The organism is Streptomyces sp. NPDC057963 (genome assembly GCF_042887155.1).
In the GTDB taxonomy this organism is placed as follows: domain Bacteria; phylum Actinomycetota; class Actinomycetes; order Streptomycetales; family Streptomycetaceae; genus Streptomyces.
The window spans coordinates 59,819-76,869 of sequence record NZ_JBHVPX010000006.1 but is presented as its reverse complement, the minus strand read 5'-3'; the positions used below and the strand labels follow the sequence as shown (position 1 = coordinate 76,869).

Here is a 17,051-nt window from a genome sequence, read left to right as displayed (position 1 = left end):
ACACGCACGGCGTACGCGCGACACGGCTGGACCCGGGCGCCACCGGAACCTGACGTATGCCGTCGGTTCCACAAAGATCCTCCCCAAGCACTAGTCTGATTCTTTTGCCTACCCATTACTCTTGTGGGAAGGCCACGCAGGGTGGCCATGGAGGAGTGAGATGAGGAGCAGCAACCCGGTCTTCTCGCGACGGGGCTTCAGCCGCGACAACGGATATGCGGGCTTCAACGCGGCGCCGCAGGCCGGGGCCCCCGCGGCGGGTGCCAACCCGTACGCGCAGGGCACCGCCGCCAACCCGTACGCCACCAACCCCTACGCCCAGCAGGACACCCAGTACGGCGTTCCGCAGGCACCCGCGCGTTCGGGCGCGATGACGATCGACGACGTCGTCACGCGCACGGCGATCACGCTGGGCACCGTGGTGCTCGGCGCGGCGCTCGCCTGGGCCCTGCTGCCGGTCGACGAGGCCAACCTCGGCAAGTCCTACGGCATCGCGATCGGCGCCGCCCTCGTGGCGTTCGTGCTGTCGCTCGTCCAGTCCTTCAAGCGCCGGCCGTCCCCGGCGCTGATCGTCTCGTACGCGGCCTTCGAGGGTGTCTTCCTCGGAGTGATCTCCAGCGCGGTCAGCACGTACATCGGGCCGGGCGTCGTGATGCAGGCGGTGATGGGCACCATGTGTGTCTTCGCCGGTGTGCTGCTCGCGTACAAGATGCGCTGGATCCGCGTCACCCGCCGCTTCTACGGCTTCGTGATGGCCGCCGCCATGGGCTTCATGCTCCTGATGGTGGTCAACCTGCTGTTCTCCGTGTTCGGCGGCGGTGACGGCCTGGGCTTCCGCAGCGGCGGCCTCGGCATCCTCTTCGGCGTCATCGGGATCATCCTCGGCGCGTGCTTCCTGGCCCTGGACTTCAAGCAGGTCGAGGACGGCATCGCCTACGGCGCCCCCCGCGAGGAGTCCTGGCTGGCGGCCTTCGGCCTCACCATGACCCTGGTCTGGATCTACCTGGAGATGCTGCGTCTGCTCTCCATCCTCAGCGGCGACGACTGACGCACGGCCCCGCGCCGGGAACGGAGCGGGAAGCGGAACAGAAAGCGGAACGGCCCGCAGACACGGGGCCGTTCCGCTTCGCTCTTGGGTGCCTAGAGCAGCTTGCGCGCGGCCCTTCTGAGGTCGTACTCGTGAATGAGCGCCTTCGCGTGTCCGTAGGCGAGGTCGTGTTCGCTCCGCAGCCAGCTGACCTTCTCCTCGAAGCGGAGAGCGGGCCCTTCCTCTACGGTGCGGAGCCAGTCGGCGACTTCACGACCGGTGCAGCGGGGGATTCGGGAGAGCAGGTTGCGATGGGTCTCTTCGGAGAAGACTTGGGACATCGGCGCCTCCGACGCATTGCGCGTTGCTGGTCCTTCCCAACACCGTGCCCGAGCATCGGCATGTTGGCAACCGTCCCGGAAGGGCGCGTAGGGTCGCGGAGTGCTCGATACGACCCCGCTGATCACCGCCGTGGACCGATTCGCCGACCGGCTGCGCTCCGCCCCGCAGAGCCGCCTGCAGCGCGGAGCGGCTGCCGAAGGACTGGCCGCGGCCAGGGAATTGGCGCTGCGTGCCCAGCGCATCGAGGCACCGGGCCGGGAGCCGCGGATCATGCCGGACGCCGGGATCTTCGCGATCGGTGACCAACTCGCCGTAGCGGGAAGCGACTTGGCGGTGGCACTGGAAACGGCCCCGTCGGCTGTGCTGGACGAGGCCGTGCAATTCGTGGAGGAGGCGGCTGCGCGGGCGTTCGCGTAGCGGCGGGCGGGCCGGTGGCCCAAAGGGCGGCGGCCGGCGAGAGCCGCTCCGCCCGGATGTCCCGGGGTCAGAACGAGGCGATGACGCGGTCGGCGAGGACGTAGACGTTCTCCTTGCCGCAGGAGAAGGTCAGGGCGTAGGCGCCGGAGACACCGGAGCCGCCCAGCAGTACCGGGTGCTCACCCGCCAGCAGCGACTCGGCCAGGCGCTCGGCCGTCTCGCGGTGGCCGGGGGTCATGCAGAGCGTGGTGCCGTCGGCGAAGACGTACACATCGAGGGTGCCGAGCGGGCCGGGGCGCACGTCGGCGAGTTCCGTACGGCTGTCGGCGAGCTCTTCCAGGCGGTTCACGGTGCGCTCGTGGTCGGTGACGACCGGGGTCTGCACGGGGACGAAGTCGGGGTGCGAGGGGTGCCGGCGACGGGCCGCGGCCAGCTCGGGGGAGTCCTCGGCGAACTCCGCGGTCTCGGGCAGCTCGGTCAGCTCGGTCACGTCCGCCAGCTCGGCGAGTTCCGTCAGCTCTTCGAGCGCCTCGGCGGCGTCGAAGTCCATCGCCTCCAGACCGGCGAGGTCGGCCTGGCGCGGCAGGAAGAACGGCGCCTCCTCGCCGATCCCGGTCAGACCGCCCAGCAGGGACGGGGTGTCGGCGGCGTCGCGGGCTTCCTGGGTGGCCCAGAAGGCGCGGGCCTCGGCGAGCTCGCGCTCCCGTTCCTCGGCGAGTGCCTCGGCGACGGCCGCGCGTATCTCGGCGGCCGGGGTGGCGTCGTTGCGGCTCTGCGCGGGCACGGCGGCGCCGTGGACGCGGGTCGCGGCCAGCTCGGTACGAAGGGCCGTGATCTGCTTGCGCAGCCCGTGAGCAGCGTGCAGAGCAGCGGCGCCCACGGCCGTGGCGGCGGCGGTGGTCAGCAACAGGGCAAGAGACATGGCGCTCACTGACATACTCCCGGTTTCAATCGATCCCCCGACTTCCTACCTCAGCTTGTCTCCTACCTGCGCCCGGTGTCAGTGCATTACGTCACGAATTGGACAGGTCTTTGGGCCTAGGGTTTAACCCCGAGACAGGTGTGACCTGCGGGAATGACTCTCCCCCAGGAGATAGATCACATCCTGGGGGAGATTCGGTCACGGTCGGGGCTCGGAGCCTGTCGGTTCCTCGGCCGGGAACGACCTGACGGCTATGTCGGCCATTGTCCGGGAGATCAACCGGGCCGCCCGGATTTGCAGTCGCGCTTGGGCCTGTGGTCGCGCTCGGCTCAGCTCGGCCGCTCTGGTTTGTGGTCGCGCTTCGGTTTGTGGTCGCGGTTTGTGGTCGCGCTTCGCTTCGCTTCCGTTGCGGGCAGGTGCCGTCCTCGTGCCTCGGACGACCCCTACCCTCCGCTGCAGCTCAGCTCAGCCGCTCTGGTTTGTGGTCGCGCTTCGCTTCGCTTCCGCTGCGGGCAGGTGCCGTCCTCGTGCCTCGGACGACCCCTACCCTCCGCTGCAGCTCAGCTCAGCCGCTCGATGACCATCGCCATGCCCTGGCCGCCGCCCACGCACATGGTCTCCAGGCCGAACTGCTTGTCGTGGAACTGCAGGCTGTTGATCAGCGTGCCGGTGATCCGGGCACCGGTCATACCGAACGGGTGGCCGACGGCGATGGCGCCACCGTTGACGTTGACCTTCTCCAGCGGCAGGCCGAGGTCGCGGTAGGAGGGGATCACCTGGGCGGCGAACGCCTCGTTGATCTCGGCCAGGTCGATGTCGCCGACGGTCAGCCCGGCCCGCTTCAGCGCCTGCTTGCTGGCCTCCACCGGTCCGTACCCCATGATCTCGGGGGAGAGGGCGGAGACACCGGTCGAGACGATCCGGGCCAGCGGGGTCAGGCCCAGCTCGCGCGCCTTGGTGTCGGACATGATCACGAGCGCGGCGGCGCCGTCGTTGAGCGGGCAGCAGTTGCCCGCGGTGACCAGGCCGTCCGGACGGAAGACCGGCTTCAGGCCCTGCACGCCCTCCATGGTGACGCCCGCGCGCGGGCCGTCGTCCTTCGCCACGATCGTGCCGTCCGGGGTGGTGACCGGGGTGATCTCGCGCTCCCAGAAGCCGTTCTTGAGGGCTTCCTCGGCGAGGTTCTGCGAGCGGACGCCGAACTCGTCCATGTCCTGGCGGGTGACGCCCTTGAGGCGGGCCAGGTTCTCCGCGGTCTGCCCCATCGCGATGTAGGCGTCCGGGGCCAGGCCGTCCTCGCGCGGGTCGTGCCAGTCCTCGCCGCCCTGCTCGGCGCGGGCCGCGGTGCGGGCCTCGGCGTCGGCGAACAGCGGGTTGTGCGTGTCCGGCAGGCTGTCGGAGTTGCCCTTCGTGAAGCGGGACACCATCTCGACACCGGCCGAAATGAAGACGTCGCCCTCGCCGGCCTTGATGGCGTGCAGCGCCATCCGGCTGGTCTGGAGGGACGACGAGCAGTAGCGGGTGACCGTACAGCCGGGAAGGTGGTCCATGCCCATCGCCACGGCGATGATGCGGCCGAGGTTGTTGCCCTGCTCGCCGCCGGGAAGGCCGCAGCCGAGCATCAGGTCGTCGATGTCCTTCGGGTCCAGCTCGGGAACCTTGGCCAGCGCGGTCTGGATGATCACGGCGGTCAGGTCGTCCGCACGCAGATCCTTCAGCGAACCCTTGAAGGCCCGGCCGATGGGGGAACGGGCAGCAGAGACGATCACGGCTTCGGGCATCACGCGGCTCCATGAGGGCTGGAAGGCGGGTTCTGGCAGGTGCTGAGTTGGAAGTTACCTGTACGTAGATGCTGGGTCACCGGGCAGCGCATGTGACGCGGACCTCTTTTCTAAGCGACCGCTCAGCCGGTCAGTTGGCGGGGAGGTTGCGCGGCTCCCCGTGCGACTCCCCGTACGGGTTCTCGCGCGGCTCCGAGGGGGTCTTGTCGTGCGGCTCCTCGTACGGCTCCGTGTGCGGCCCGGAGGGCGTCTCCGGCGCGGCGCCCGGTTCGGTCCCCAACCGCTCGGTCCGCGGTTCCGCCTCCGCGTCCAGGTGCGGAGGGGGCTCCGGCTCCGGTTCCGTCCCCGGGTGCGGATGGGGCTCCGTGGCGGCGGGCAGACGACGGCGCCTGCGGTGCTTGAGGAGCGCCCAGGGCGCCCGCGCCCCCGTGACCTCCGTACCGGCCTCCCTGGCCGCCTGGGAGGCCGCCTCGGCCACCGGCAGCATGTCCTCGCGCCGGGCCCCGTCCAGCCGGTCGGACTCCGGCCACAGCCCCAGGACCGCGCAGAGCGTGGGCAGGACCGCCATCGCCGCGGTGGCGTACCCCTCCGCCGACGGGTGGTAGTTGTCCGGCCCGAAAAGCTCCCGCGGATTCGCCTCGAACTCCGGCCCCAGCAGGTCCCCCAGCGACACCGTGCGCCCGCCCTGCTCCACCGAGCCGATCGTCTGGGCCGCCGCCAGCTGCCGGCTCACCCGCCGGGCCAGCCAGCGCAGCGGCTGGTAGACCGGCTCGATCGTGCCGAGGTCCGGGCACGTGCCGACCACCACCTCCGCGCCCGCCGTACGCAGCCTGCGCACCGCGGTGGTCAGACAGCGCACGGACTGGGTGGCGGGCATCCGGTGCGTCACATCGTTCGCCCCGATCATGATCACGCAGACGTCGGGCGCATGGGACGGATCGGCCAGCAGCAGCGAGACCTGCCGCTCCAGATCGTCCGACCGGGCACCCGGCTGCGCCACATTGCGCAGATCCACCGGCCGCTCGGACACCGCCGCCAGCCCCGAGGCGAGCAGCGCCCCCGGCGTCTGCCCGGCCCGGCGCACCCCCTGGCCGGCCGCCGTCGAGTCACCCAGCAACCCCAGCCGCAGCGGCTCGGCGGGGCCGGTGAACGCCACCCCGTACCGCCCGTCCGCGCTCGGCGGGACCGGTGCGATACCGCCGCCCACGTGCCGCTTCGCCAACTGGACCTCCGTCAGCAGGACGCCCACCGCCGCCGCGCCGAGCAGTCCGATGCTGCCGCCGCCGTAGGCCGCGCCCGCCGCGATCCGCCGTGCCACCCTTGCCCTCGACACAGTCCGGTCCACCTCCTCGTTGCCGTACCGCCGTACATACAGCTAACTGCCCCGCGGCGACCGTCGCTCAATCGCTTCGCCCAATCCCGGGCCCGTACGCATACCCTTGCCGCACCATCTCGGAGACCCCGGAGTACACGGTGCAATTCCACGATTCGATGATCAGTCTCGTAGGCAATACCCCGCTGGTGAGGCTGCGCAGTGTGACGGCCGGCATCCAGGCGACGGTCCTGGCCAAGGTCGAGTACTTCAACCCCGGCGGTTCGGTCAAGGACCGCATCGCCCTGCGCATGATCGAGGCCGCCGAACAGAGCGGCGAACTGCAGCCCGGCGGCACGATCGTCGAGCCGACCAGCGGCAACACGGGCGTCGGCCTGGCGATCGTCGCCCAGCAGAAGGGGTACAAGTGCATCTTCGTCTGCCCGGACAAGGTGTCCACGGACAAGATCAATGTGCTGCGCGCCTACGGTGCCGAGGTCGTCGTCTGCCCGACGGCCGTTGACCCCGAGCACCCCGACTCGTACTACAACGTCTCGGACCGGCTGGTCCGGGAGACCCCGGGAGCCTGGAAGCCCGACCAGTACTCCAACCCGAACAACCCGCGCTCCCACTACGAGACCACCGGTCCGGAGCTGTGGGAGCAGACGGACGGGAAGATCACCCATTTCGTTGCGGGCGTCGGCACGGGCGGCACGATCAGCGGCACCGGCCGCTATCTGAAGGAGGTCAGCGGCGGCTCGGTGAAGGTGGTCGGAGCCGACCCGGAGGGGTCGGTCTACTCCGGCGGCTCCGGGCGTCCCTACCTCGTCGAGGGCGTGGGCGAGGACTTCTGGCCGAGCGCCTACGACCGTACGGTCACGGACGAGATCGTCGCCGTGTCCGACAAGGACTCCTTCCAGATGACCCGCCGCCTCGCCAAGGAGGAGGGCCTGCTGGTCGGCGGCTCCTGCGGTATGGCGGTCGTCGCCGCCCTGGAGGTCGCGAAGCGCCTGGGCCCGGACGACGTCGTCGTCGTCCTGCTGCCCGACAGCGGCCGCGGGTACCTGAGCAAGATCTTCAACGATGAGTGGATGGCCGACTACGGCTTCCTGGAGGACGCCGGCCCGTCCGCACGCGTCGGGGACGTGCTCGACCACAAGGACGGCCCGATTCCGACGCTCGTCCACATGCACCCCGAGGAGACCGTCGGCGAGGCGATCGACGTCCTGCGCGAGTACGGCGTCTCGCAGATGCCGATCGTGAAGCCGGGCGCGGGCCACCCGGACGTGATGGCCGCCGAGGTCATCGGTTCGGTGGTGGAGCGGGAGCTGCTGAACGCGCTGTTCGCCCAGCGCGCCTCGCTCTCCGACCCGCTGGAGAAGCACATGTCGCCGCCGCTGCCGCAGGTCGGCTCCGGCGAACCGGTCGAGGACCTGATGGCGGTGCTCGGCGGCACGGACGCGGCGGACGCGGCGATCGTGCTGGTGGAGGGCAAGCCGAAGGGTGTGGTCAGCAGGCAGGACCTGCTGGCGTTCCTCGCCAAGGACGCGGCGGCCGGCAAGGACACGGCGGCCGGCAAGGCGTGACGGCCGCCGTGTCCTTGGCGGCCGGGAGGCCGGGCTTCGCGAAAACGGTACGAGCGCGACACGTACGCGCAGCACCCGCTTAACACGAGTCCGGCACATTGATGGGCGTCGGCAGGGAAACCCGCCGACGCCCGATACGGCGACACGGACTACGGAGCGGCTCCCGGACCTCCACCGTCGCCCGGACGCGGTGACCGGCCCTGACCCGGACCGTGTCCCTCGCGGGGACCGCCGTCGTCCCGCCCCCCGGGAAACCGGGGGTGCGGCGGTCCCCGCGATACACCCGTGCGCCCGCGTATGCACCTGTACGCCCGCGTATGCCCCCGTGTGCCCTCGGGCACGGACCGGCGGCGCCTCCCTCCGGCCCTGGCGCGGGATCACTGGGCACGCCGGGATCACCGGGCACGCCCGGTGCGCTGGGCTCTGCGCGCCCTTGCTCCTCCGCCCTCTGCGCCCAGTCCTCAGCCCTTGGCCCTCAGTCTTCCCAGTCGGACTCCGCGCGCCCGGAACGGCGCTGGAACCAGGGCCAGTTGCGGGCCGCGTGCACGGCGTTGACGGCGACGACCCCGAGCCAGGCGATGATCAGGCCCTCGGCGTGGGCGGCCGCGGCGCCGATCGCCGACAGCGGGATGGCCAGGATCAGCGAGATGATCCCGAAGCCGTAGCGCTCGCCGAAATTCCCCAGCGGCTGCGGCGTGCGCGCACCTCTGGCGACACTGACCTGCTGCTCGGCGAGGTGGCGCCGGACACGACGGTCGAGCGTGCTGTCGAGGCGCTGCTCGACCTTCTCCAGAAAGGACTCGACGAGCGCGGACTCGTAATCCGAACCCAGCTCACTACGGGCATGCAGGGTGGCATCGAGCTCGCTCTTGAGCTCAGGGTCACGGGTTTCCATGTCCCTTACGGTACGAATCGGTTAGCCCCCCGGCAGTGGGGCTAACCCCCCTCTTTTCCTGCGGCGGCGGGCAGGGCCTCCACCACCGTTGCATATGGACATGCAGGCGCCTTGCTGGCTGAATGGATTTGTCGGCGCCGGACCGTGGTGCGACGGATCTACCGAGAGGACAGCATGAGCGGGAGCAGCCCGGCCGCGCGGTTGCAGCAGCTCTTCGAGGGGCGTCGGCTCACACCGACCCAGCGGCGCATCGCGCACTCGATGGTGCGCCGGGCCGGGGAGGTTCCGTTCCTGTCGAGTGTGGAGCTGGCCGAGCTCGCCGGGGTCAGCCAGCCGTCCGTCACCCGGTTCGCCGTGGCCCTCGGGTTCGACGGCTATCCGGCGCTCCGCAGGCACCTGCGGGAGGTCGCTCCCGCCGAGACCGGGCCGGGGGGCGGGGACGACGCGTACAACGAGTACCAGCAGGCCGTCCTCGGCGAGATCGAGAATCTGCGGCATCTGGCCGAGCTGCTGGCCGACCCCGGGCCCGTCGAGCGTGCGGGCAGGCTGCTGGCGGCCTCACGTCCGCTGCCGGTGCTCGGGCTGCGGGCCGCCTCCTCGCAGGCGCGCGGTTTCGGGTACTTCGCGGCGAAGGTCCACCCCGACGTCCGGGTGCTCGACGAGGGCGGCAGCATGCTGCCCGACCGGATCGACGCCGCGCGGCGGGCGGGTGCCACGGCGCTGATCTGCTTCGCGCTGCCCCGCCATCCGAAAGAGGTCGTGGACACCCTCGCGTACGCGCAGGAGCAGGGGCTGGCCGTCGTGTCGGTGGCCGACTCCGCTTTCGCGCCCGTCGCCAAATACAGCGACCTGCTGATCCCGGCCGCCGTCGGTACCGGACTCGCCTTCGACACCGCGTGTGCGCCCATGCTGCTGGGCCGGGTGCTGCTGGAGGCGATGTGCGACGACCTGCCCGACGCGCAGGCGCGGCTGGAGGAGTTCGACGCGCGGGCGGCGGCGCGGGGTCTGTTCGTCGAGTGACGGGCGTGCCCCTGTCCCGGCGAACCCCTCGCCGGCGTCCGCCTGCCCGGTGTCTTCCTGTCCCGGCGAACCTCTCGCCGTTGTCCCCCTGCCCGTTGTCCCCCTGCCCGGCGTCCCCGTGCCCGGTGTCTTCCTGACCCGGCGTGCCTCTGCCCGGTGTCTCCGTGCCCGGTGTCTCTCCGTCCCGGTGTCTCCCTTTCTCAGGCACCGCTCATCTGTGGCTACTAACCTCCGGGCTCGAAAGGGCCAGAAGGAGCTGTGGAGAGGGGTACGGACGTGGGGCGCGGAGCGCAGTCGTTGGTGAGAGTGGCCGTGATCGTACGGGCCGGAGCCGCACCGCTGTGGTGGCCGGGGCTGCTCGCCGCGGCGATCGGTGCACTGGTGCCGGGGCTCACCGGACGCCGGATCGGGCTGCTGGCCGGAGCGGCGCTGTTCCTGATCACCGCCGCCGTGGTGGCGCTCGTACGCGACCGGCGGTACGCGGAGCTCGCCGGGGGCGCCACCCGGGCCGGGCGGTCCGACTTCCTCCAGGACCGGGCCGTGACCGTACGCAACTGGCGGCGCGGGCGCCGGTGGTGGCTGCTCGGGGCCTTCCTCGCGGCGGTGGCGAGCGCGTTCCTGCTGCCCGGGGCCGGTGGGCTGCTGCTCGCCGGGGCCGGGGCCGGGCTGTGGCTCAAGGCCGTCAGGATCGGGCAGCGAGAGCGCCGGGACGACGCGCTGTACTGGGTGCGGACCGACTGGGCGGAGCGCGGACGGCCCGCGGGCAAGCAGGTGAAGGGGTACCGGACGACCGGCCCGATGGCGGGCGACGCCGCGCCCGGCGGGGCGCGGCGCCGGCGCTGAGGCCGCCGGATCAGATCTCCGGTGCCGCCGGATCGGACCTCCGGTTCGGCCGGATCAGACCTCCAGTTCGGCCTCGATCCGCTTCAGCTGGTGGCGGGCCATCGCCAGGTTGGCGCGGCCCGAGTCCAGCACCAGGTAGAGGAACAGGCCGTTGTTGCCACGGGCCTTGAGCAGCCGGATCAGGTGGTACTGGGTGCCGAGCGTGATCAGGATGTCCTCGATCTCGTCCTGGAGGCCGAGGTGTTCCATGGTGCGGAGTTTGGCGCGTACGACATCGGTGTTGCCCGCGGCCGCGACCTCCAGGTTGAAGTCCTTGCCGCCGCCGAGGGTGCCCAGCGCCATTCCGCTGGTGTAGTCGACGAGGGCGACACCGAGGGTGCCCTCGATGGACGTCATCGCTTCCTTCAGTGACGCTTCGGCGTTCGCCATGCGTGCTCGTTTCCTTTCCTGGCCGGCCGGGTCGACCGGATCCTTGGGCTGTCTGCGGGGCATGTGGTGTTACGTGCGGTGGGGCAGGGGACCGGGCTGCTGGGGGTGCCGGTCGGGGGTGCGGGCAGAGGGTGCGGGGTGTGCGACGCGTTCGAGTGCGGTGTCGACGAGTTCGCCGATCCGGGTGCCCGCCCGCCGGCCCTCCAGATGGAGCCTGCCGACGTTGATCCGGTCCTCGGCCAGCAGCGTGAGGACCGCCGAGGAGCCTGCGGCGTACGTGGCGATGTAGCCGGTCTCGCCGCGGACCAGGAGTTCACGGAAGCCGCCCCGGCCGGTCGCCTCCGCCAGCCGGACCGCGACCCCGAGCGCGGCCGCGGTCAGCGCGGCGACGCCCTCCGCCTCCACCCCCGGGGTGTCCTGGGCCAGGACGAGGCCGTCGGTGCTGGCCGCCAGGGCGCCGGAGACGAGCGGGACCCGGGCCCGCAACCGCTGGAGCTCGGCCAGGACATCCTGCGTTTCGGCCTCGGGCACCATCGGCTGTCTCCTCCCGGCGCGCTGCCTGAGCGCGCGTATCACAGGGCCTCCAATGCGTCTCGGAGCCGGCGCAGCAGGGCGACGTCGGGGTCGGCCGTGACCTCGGGCAGCGTGATCCCGCCGGGGTCGGCCGAGGACGGCGGCTCCCGTACCGCTTCGACCAGCCCGGCCGCGGCGAGGCGCCGCAGACCGACCAGGACGTGGAACGCCGACCGGCCCAGCTCCTGGGCGATGTCCGACGCGGTGCGCATCCCGTCCACGAGATCGAGCACGCGGCGCCGGCCGGGCGGCACGGGTGTGTCGACGGGCCGGTCCGTCCGTGCGAGCGGGGCGCTGTCGGTCACCGCGTCGGGCCAGATGCGCGTCAGCAGCTCCCGGCGCCGGAGCGTCTCGCGCTGCACGGCGTCGACGGGGACGGGGCGGACGGGGCCGATCCAGTGGGAGACCCCGTAGCGGAAGCGGGCCGGGGACCGGGTGGGGGCCAGCGCGAAGAACGCCGCGTCGTACAGCGCGCCCAGGTGGCACAGTTCCAGCGCCCCGCCCGGTACCCGCCCGCTGTCCACGAGATAGCGGCCGACCCGTTGCCCGGCGCCCGCCCTGGCGACCGCCTCCCACCAGCCGTCGCGGTGCAGGGCGCCGCCCGTGGTGAGCAGGACGTCGATCCCGGGTGTCGCCGGGCTCTCGGCGTGCACCACCTGGCCCTCGTCGAGATAGAGGGTGCCGCGGTCGCGGATCAGGGCGCCGGTGGCGTGCTCGTCGGCGAGGCGCTGCAGCATGGGGGAGAGGGGCGTGGCAGGGGCGGGGGCGGCCGTTCTCATGCCAGGACCAGCCGCTCGGCCATCTCGCCCAGCCGTATTCGGGCGAGGGCCAGATTGCCCTCCGCGCGGTCGAGCCAGAGATGGACGAAGACGCTGCTGTCGAAGGAGGTCTCGACGAAACGGAGGACGTGGTACCCGGCGCGGGTGGTGATGATGACGTCCTCGACCGGGGGCGGCGCTCCGGCGCCCGCCCGGTCCGGTAACGCGGTCGGCGGTCCGGTGGCCTCCCGCGCGAAGGCGGGCTGCTCGGCCGCCATCCTCGCGACCTCCGCCGTCTCCGCGGCGGTGGCCTCGTGATCGCCGTTGGGTGATTCGCCGATGGTGCCGAGGGCGAGGCCGCTCGTCCAGTCGACCACCGCGGCGCCCCGGGCGCCGGGCAGCCTCATGACTTCGAGCAGGCACTCGTCGATTCCGGGCACGCGCACTCCCCTCCCGACGTGGCGTTCGGCTGTGACTACGAGGCTACGCAACGTGCTCCCCCGGGGCAGGGGTTCTGGCATTTTCCACGGGTACATGCGCAAGAGATCTTCGGGCGGCGCGGAAGACGTGCCGGAGTTCGCGCAGGCGAGCAGGCAGGCGGGCGAGCAGGCGAGCAGGCGGGCAGGCGGGCGGGCAGGCGGGCAGGCGGGCGGGCAGGCGGGTGGGCGAGCGCGCGGGCGGCGCCTTTCGGCCAGGCGTCGGTGCGGGACTGTTGACTACGAGTATTCAGACCCTCAGGATGTGAATAGAAGACTTACATTCGCGAGGAGGCACCGCCATGTCAGGACCCCGCCCCGTACGGGCACCGCGCGGTACGGAACTGAGCGCCCTGGGATGGCAGCAGGAGGCCGCCCTGCGCATGCTCCAGAACAACCTCGATCCCGAGGTCGCCGAACACCCCGACAAGCTCGTCGTCTACGGCGGCACCGGCAAGGCGGCCCGCGACTGGCGCTCGTTCGACGCCATGGTGCGTACGCTGCGGACGCTCAAGCAGGACGAGACGATGCTCGTCCAGTCCGGGCGCCCGGTCGGCGTCATGCAGACGCACGAGTGGGCGCCGCGGGTCCTGATCGCCAACTCCAACCTGGTGGGCGACTGGGCGAACTGGGAGGAGTTCCGCCGCCTGGAGGCGCTCGGGCTCACCATGTACGGCCAGATGACCGCCGGCTCGTGGATCTACATCGGCACGCAGGGCATCCTGCAGGGCACGTACGAGACGTTCGCCGCCGTCGCGGCCAAGAAGTTCAACGGGACGCTGGCCGGCACGATCACCCTGACCGCCGGACTCGGCGGCATGGGCGGCGCCCAGCCGCTCGCCGTGACGATGAACGACGGCGTCGCGATCTGCATCGACTGCGACCCGCGCGCCATCGAGCGCCGCATCGAGCACCGCTACCTGGACGTGCGCGCCGACTCCCTGGAACACGCGCTCCAGCTCGCCACCGAGGCCCGGGACGCCCGCAAGCCGCTCTCCATCGGCCTGCTGGGCAACGCGGCGGAGCTGCTGCCGCGGATGCTCGCCGAGGGCGCGCCGATCGACATCGTCACCGACCAGACCAGCGCGCACGACCCGCTCGCGTACCTCCCGCTCGGTGTCGACTTCGACGGCATGGCCTCGTACGCCGCCGAGAAGCCCGCCGACTTCACGCAGCGCGCACGCGAGTCGATGGCCAAGCACGTCGAGGCGATGGTCGGCTTCATGGACGCCGGGGCCGAGGTCTTCGACTACGGCAACTCCATCCGCGGCGAGGCCCAGCTCGCGGGCTACGACCGGGCGTTCGACTTCCCCGGGTTCGTGCCCGCCTACATCCGGCCGCTCTTCTGCGAGGGCAAGGGGCCGTTCCGCTGGGCGGCGCTCTCCGGCGAGGCGTCCGACATCCACAAGACCGACAAGGCGATGCTCGAACTCTTCCCGGAGAACGAGTCGCTGCACCGCTGGATCAAGATGGCCGGCGAACGCGTCCACTTCCAGGGACTGCCCGCCCGGATCTGCTGGCTCGGTTACGGCGAGCGCGACCGGGCCGGCGAGCGGTTCAACGACATGGTGGCCTCCGGCGAGCTGGCCGCCCCGCTGGCCATCGGCCGCGACCACCTGGACTGCGGCTCCGTGGCCTCCCCGTACCGGGAGACCGAGGCCATGCTCGACGGCTCCGACGCGATCGCCGACTGGCCGCTGCTGAACGCCATGGTCAACGTGGCGTCCGGCGCCTCCTGGGTCTCCCTCCACCACGGCGGCGGCGTCGGCATGGGGCGCTCCATCCACGCCGGGCAGGTGACCGTCGCCGACGGTACGAAGCTGGCGGGCGAGAAGATCCGCCGGGTGCTCACCAACGACCCGGGCATGGGCGTCATCCGGCACGTCGACGCCGGGTACGACATCGCGGAGTCGGTCGCCGCGGACAAGGGCGTCCGCGTGCCGATGGCGGAGGGGCAGTGACCGGGGAACGAAACGGCGCCCAGGCCGCCGAGGCCGCGACCGGGGGCAGTGCACCGTCGTTCCAGGCCATGTGGCGAGAGCTCGCGCCCCTCGGCCGGCACCAGGACAGCGGCGGCTACCGCCGCTACGCCTGGACCGGGGCCGACACCGACTGCCGTGCCTGGTTCCGGGCGCAGGCCGAGGCGCGCGGGCTCACCTACGAGGTCGACCGGAACGGCAACCAGTGGGCCTGGCTCGGCGACCCCCTCGCGGGGGACGCCGTCGTCACCGGCTCGCACCTCGACTCCGTACCGGACGGCGGTGCCTTCGACGGGCCGCTCGGCGTGGTCTCCTCCTTCGCCGCCCTCGACGAACTCCGCCGCAGAGGGGCGGAGTTCAGCCGGCCGCTGGCCATCAGCAACTTCGGCGACGAGGAGGGGGCCCGCTTCGGGCTCGCCTGCGTGGGCTCCCGGCTCGCCGCCGGGCAGCTGACCGTCGAGGCGGCGCACCGGCTCACCGATGCCGACGGCATCACGCTGCCGCGGGCCATGGAGGCGGCCGGGTACGACCCCGACACCATCGGCCCCGACCCCGAACGCCTCGCCCGTATCGGCGCGTTCGTGGAACTCCACGTCGAGCAGGGACGCGCCCTCGACCTCACCGGCGACCCGGTCGGCATCGCCTCCGCGATCTGGCCGCACGGGCGCTGGAGGTTCGACTTCCGGGGCGAGGCCAACCACGCGGGCACCACCCGGCTGGCCGACCGGCGCGACCCGATGCTCACGTACGCCGAGACCGTGCTGGCCGCCCGCCGCGAGGCGGAGCTCGCCGGGGCCCTCGCCACCTTCGGCAAGATCGCCGTCGAGCCGAACGGGGTCAACGCCATCCCCTCCCTCGTCCGCGGCTGGCTCGACTCCCGCGCCGCCGACCAGGACCGCCTCGACGCCGTGGTCACCGGCATCGAACGGGCCGCCCGGGAACACGCCGAGCGGGCCGGGATCGACCTCGATGTCGTACGGGAGTCCTTCACGCCCGTCGTGGAGTTCGAGCACGCCCTGCGCGACGAGCTCGGCAAGATCCTGTCGGGCCGGGGCGACACCGACCGCGCCGTACCCGTCCTCGGTACCGGCGCCGGACACGATGCGGGTATTTTGTCCGCTTCGGTCCCGACCGCCATGCTGTTCGTACGGAACCCCACCGGGATCTCGCACTCGCCGGCCGAACAGGCCGCCGAGGACGACTGCGCGGCCGGGGTGATCGCACTCGCCGACGTACTGGAAGGTCTCGCGTGCAGCTGACAACGGAGCCGACGGGCAGGCCCGTCACCGTGACGTACTGGTTGTCCCACGCCTGGCTCGGCACCCATGTCGAGCCGGGCGTCGCCCTGGACGTGTCCGGCGGCATCATCGCGGGCGTCCGCACCGGCGTCGCCACCCCGCCGCCGGGCGCCACCGTGCTGCGCGGGCTCACCCTTCCCGGGCTCGCCAACACCCACTCGCACGCCTTCCACCGAGCCCTGCGCTCCACCGTCCAGGTCGGCTCCGGCACCTTCTGGACCTGGCGCGAGACCATGTACCAGGTCGCCTCCCGGCTCACCCCCGACTCGTACTACGACCTCGCCCGTGCGGTGTACGCCGAGATGGCCCTGGCCGGCATCACCGCCGTCGGCGAGTTCCACTATCTGCACCACGCGCCGGGCGGCACCCCGTACGACAACCCCAACGCGATGGGAGAGGCGCTGATCGCGGCGGCGGGCGAGGCCGGCATCCGGATCACGCTGCTGGACACCGCCTACCTCTCCGCCGGATTCGGCCGGCGCCCCACCCAGTACCAGCAGCCCGACCCGCACCAGCTGCGCTTCTCCGACACCACCGCGGACGCCTGGGCCGAACGCGCCTCCCTCCTCAAGGGCGGCGGCCACGCCCTGATCGGCGCGGCCGTCCACTCCGTGCGCGCCGTCCCCGCCGCGCAGCTCGCCATCGTGGCCGCCTGGGCCGAGGAGCGGCAGGCCCCGCTCCACGTCCACCTCTCCGAGCAGACCGCGGAGAACGACGCCTGCCTCGCCGCCCACGGCTGCACCCCCACCCGGCTCCTCGCCGACCACGGGGTCCTCGGCCCGCGCACCACCGGCATCCACAACACGCACCTCACCGACGAGGACATCACGCTCCTCGGCTCCTCGGCGACCGGCACCTGCATGTGCCCCACCACGGAACGCGACCTCGCCGACGGGATCGGCCCCGCCGTCGCCCTCCAGCGCGCCGGGTCGCCGCTCTCCCTCGGCAGCGACAGCCACGCCGTGATCGACCTCTTCGAAGAGGCCCGCGCGATGGAGCTGGACGAACGCCTGCGCACCCGGGCACGCGGCCACTGGACGGCGGCCGCCCTGCTGCGCGCCGCCACGGTCGACGGCCATGCCGCGCTCGGCCGGCCCGGGGCGGGCATCCTGGAACCCGGTGCGCCCGCCGATCTGGCGACCGTCGCCCTGGACTCCGTCAGAACAGCGGGGCCGGCGCCCCGGCTCGCGGCCGAGACCGCCGTGTTCGCCGCCTCCGCGGCCGATGTGCGGCACACGGTCGTGGCGGGCCGGCACATCGTCCGCGACGGGCGGCACACGCTGGTCGAGGACGTTCCCGCGGCGCTCGCCTCGGCGATCGCCGCACTCCACCGCTGACCACCCCACCGCCCCGGAGGCGGCCGGTCCCCGGACCTCCGCACGCGTCGCCCCGC

17 protein-coding genes are annotated in these 17,051 nt (G+C 72.0%); 8 read left to right on the top strand and 9 right to left on the bottom strand.

The window, feature by feature from the left end; genetic code table 11:
- Positions 1-160 precede the first annotated feature (160 nt).
- The gene (locus tag ACFVT1_RS15945; protein WP_389795592.1) at positions 161-1,048 is read left to right on the top strand and encodes a Bax inhibitor-1/YccA family protein; all 888 of its coding nucleotides are present in this window, start codon (positions 161-163) and stop codon (positions 1,046-1,048) included.
- Positions 1,049-1,140: 92 nt separating this feature from the next.
- Here the strand turns inward: ACFVT1_RS15945 and ACFVT1_RS15940 are convergent, their stop codons facing one another.
- Positions 1,141-1,368 (bottom strand): DUF4287 domain-containing protein, encoded by a 228-nt coding sequence (locus ACFVT1_RS15940; protein WP_362207203.1) that lies wholly within the window; start codon positions 1,366-1,368, stop codon positions 1,141-1,143.
- A 100-nt stretch (positions 1,369-1,468) separates the two neighbouring features.
- Between ACFVT1_RS15940 and ACFVT1_RS15935 the strand changes: the two genes are divergently transcribed.
- Entirely contained in the window at positions 1,469-1,786 is a 318-nt protein-coding gene (locus ACFVT1_RS15935) for a hypothetical protein (RefSeq protein ID WP_389795590.1), read from the top strand.
- Positions 1,787-1,853: 67 nt separating this feature from the next.
- On the opposite strand, the gene ACFVT1_RS15930 is transcribed toward ACFVT1_RS15935, so the two are convergent.
- The 3 genes from ACFVT1_RS15930 to ACFVT1_RS15920 all read right to left on the bottom strand — a co-directional run bounded on the left by ACFVT1_RS15930 (position 1,854) and on the right by ACFVT1_RS15920 (position 5,807).
- Positions 1,854-2,693 (bottom strand): hypothetical protein, encoded by an 840-nt coding sequence (locus tag ACFVT1_RS15930; protein ID WP_389796180.1) that lies wholly within the window; start codon positions 2,691-2,693, stop codon positions 1,854-1,856.
- Between the two features lie 575 nt (positions 2,694-3,268).
- On the bottom strand, positions 3,269-4,489 hold the full coding sequence (locus tag ACFVT1_RS15925) for an acetyl-CoA C-acetyltransferase (RefSeq protein WP_389795589.1): 1,221 nt from the start codon (positions 4,487-4,489) through the stop codon (positions 3,269-3,271).
- Between the two features lie 130 nt (positions 4,490-4,619).
- Positions 4,620-5,807: an SGNH/GDSL hydrolase family protein gene (locus tag ACFVT1_RS15920; RefSeq protein ID WP_389796177.1), complete on the bottom strand. Its 1,188-nt coding sequence runs from the start codon at positions 5,805-5,807 to the stop codon at positions 4,620-4,622.
- Positions 5,808-5,962: 155 nt separating this feature from the next.
- Between ACFVT1_RS15920 and ACFVT1_RS15915 the strand changes: the two genes are divergently transcribed.
- Positions 5,963-7,387, top strand: a complete 1,425-nt coding sequence (locus tag ACFVT1_RS15915) for a cystathionine beta-synthase (protein WP_389795587.1) — start codon at positions 5,963-5,965, stop codon at positions 7,385-7,387.
- Positions 7,388-7,862: 475 nt separating this feature from the next.
- Here ACFVT1_RS15915 and ACFVT1_RS15910 read toward each other — a convergent pair whose 3' ends face one another.
- On the bottom strand, positions 7,863-8,282 hold the full coding sequence (locus ACFVT1_RS15910; protein WP_389795586.1) for a hypothetical protein: 420 nt from the start codon (positions 8,280-8,282) through the stop codon (positions 7,863-7,865).
- Positions 8,283-8,456: 174 nt separating this feature from the next.
- On the opposite strand from ACFVT1_RS15910, the gene ACFVT1_RS15905 reads away from it, so the two are divergent.
- Both ACFVT1_RS15905 and ACFVT1_RS15900 read left to right on the top strand, forming a co-directional pair.
- The gene (locus tag ACFVT1_RS15905; RefSeq protein WP_362207209.1) at positions 8,457-9,302 is read left to right on the top strand and encodes a MurR/RpiR family transcriptional regulator; all 846 of its coding nucleotides are present in this window, start codon (positions 8,457-8,459) and stop codon (positions 9,300-9,302) included.
- Between the two features lie 306 nt (positions 9,303-9,608).
- Complete coding sequence (locus ACFVT1_RS15900) at positions 9,609-10,145, top strand: hypothetical protein (RefSeq protein ID WP_389796175.1); 537 nt, start codon at positions 9,609-9,611, stop codon at positions 10,143-10,145.
- Between the two features lie 54 nt (positions 10,146-10,199).
- Here ACFVT1_RS15900 and ACFVT1_RS15895 read toward each other — a convergent pair whose 3' ends face one another.
- The 4 genes from ACFVT1_RS15895 to ACFVT1_RS15880 form a co-directional block, all read right to left on the bottom strand.
- Complete coding sequence (locus ACFVT1_RS15895) at positions 10,200-10,574, bottom strand: hypothetical protein (RefSeq protein ID WP_389795585.1); 375 nt, start codon at positions 10,572-10,574, stop codon at positions 10,200-10,202.
- Between the two features lie 69 nt (positions 10,575-10,643).
- Positions 10,644-11,108 (bottom strand): roadblock/LC7 domain-containing protein, encoded by a 465-nt coding sequence (locus tag ACFVT1_RS15890; RefSeq protein ID WP_389795583.1) that lies wholly within the window; start codon positions 11,106-11,108, stop codon positions 10,644-10,646.
- Between the two features lie 38 nt (positions 11,109-11,146).
- Positions 11,147-11,884: a winged helix-turn-helix domain-containing protein gene (locus tag ACFVT1_RS15885; RefSeq protein WP_389795582.1), complete on the bottom strand. Its 738-nt coding sequence runs from the start codon at positions 11,882-11,884 to the stop codon at positions 11,147-11,149.
- Positions 11,885-11,922: 38 nt separating this feature from the next.
- Positions 11,923-12,345 carry a hypothetical protein gene (locus ACFVT1_RS15880; protein ID WP_389795581.1) on the bottom strand — a complete coding sequence of 141 codons (423 nt, stop codon included), beginning with the start codon at positions 12,343-12,345 and terminating at the stop codon, positions 11,923-11,925.
- Positions 12,346-12,683: 338 nt separating this feature from the next.
- On the opposite strand from ACFVT1_RS15880, the gene hutU reads away from it, so the two are divergent.
- From hutU to ACFVT1_RS15865, 3 genes are all read left to right on the top strand, one after another.
- Positions 12,684-14,342 carry a urocanate hydratase gene (hutU, locus tag ACFVT1_RS15875; protein ID WP_389795579.1) on the top strand — a complete coding sequence of 553 codons (1,659 nt, stop codon included), beginning with the start codon at positions 12,684-12,686 and terminating at the stop codon, positions 14,340-14,342.
- 68 nt (positions 14,343-14,410) lie between these two features.
- Entirely contained in the window at positions 14,411-15,619 is a 1,209-nt protein-coding gene (locus tag ACFVT1_RS15870; protein ID WP_389796173.1) for an allantoate amidohydrolase, read from the top strand.
- Positions 15,610-16,995, top strand: a complete 1,386-nt coding sequence (locus ACFVT1_RS15865) for a formimidoylglutamate deiminase (protein WP_389795578.1) — start codon at positions 15,610-15,612, stop codon at positions 16,993-16,995. Before ACFVT1_RS15870 ends, ACFVT1_RS15865 begins: the two co-directional genes overlap by 10 nt.
- Positions 16,996-17,051 lie beyond the last annotated feature (56 nt).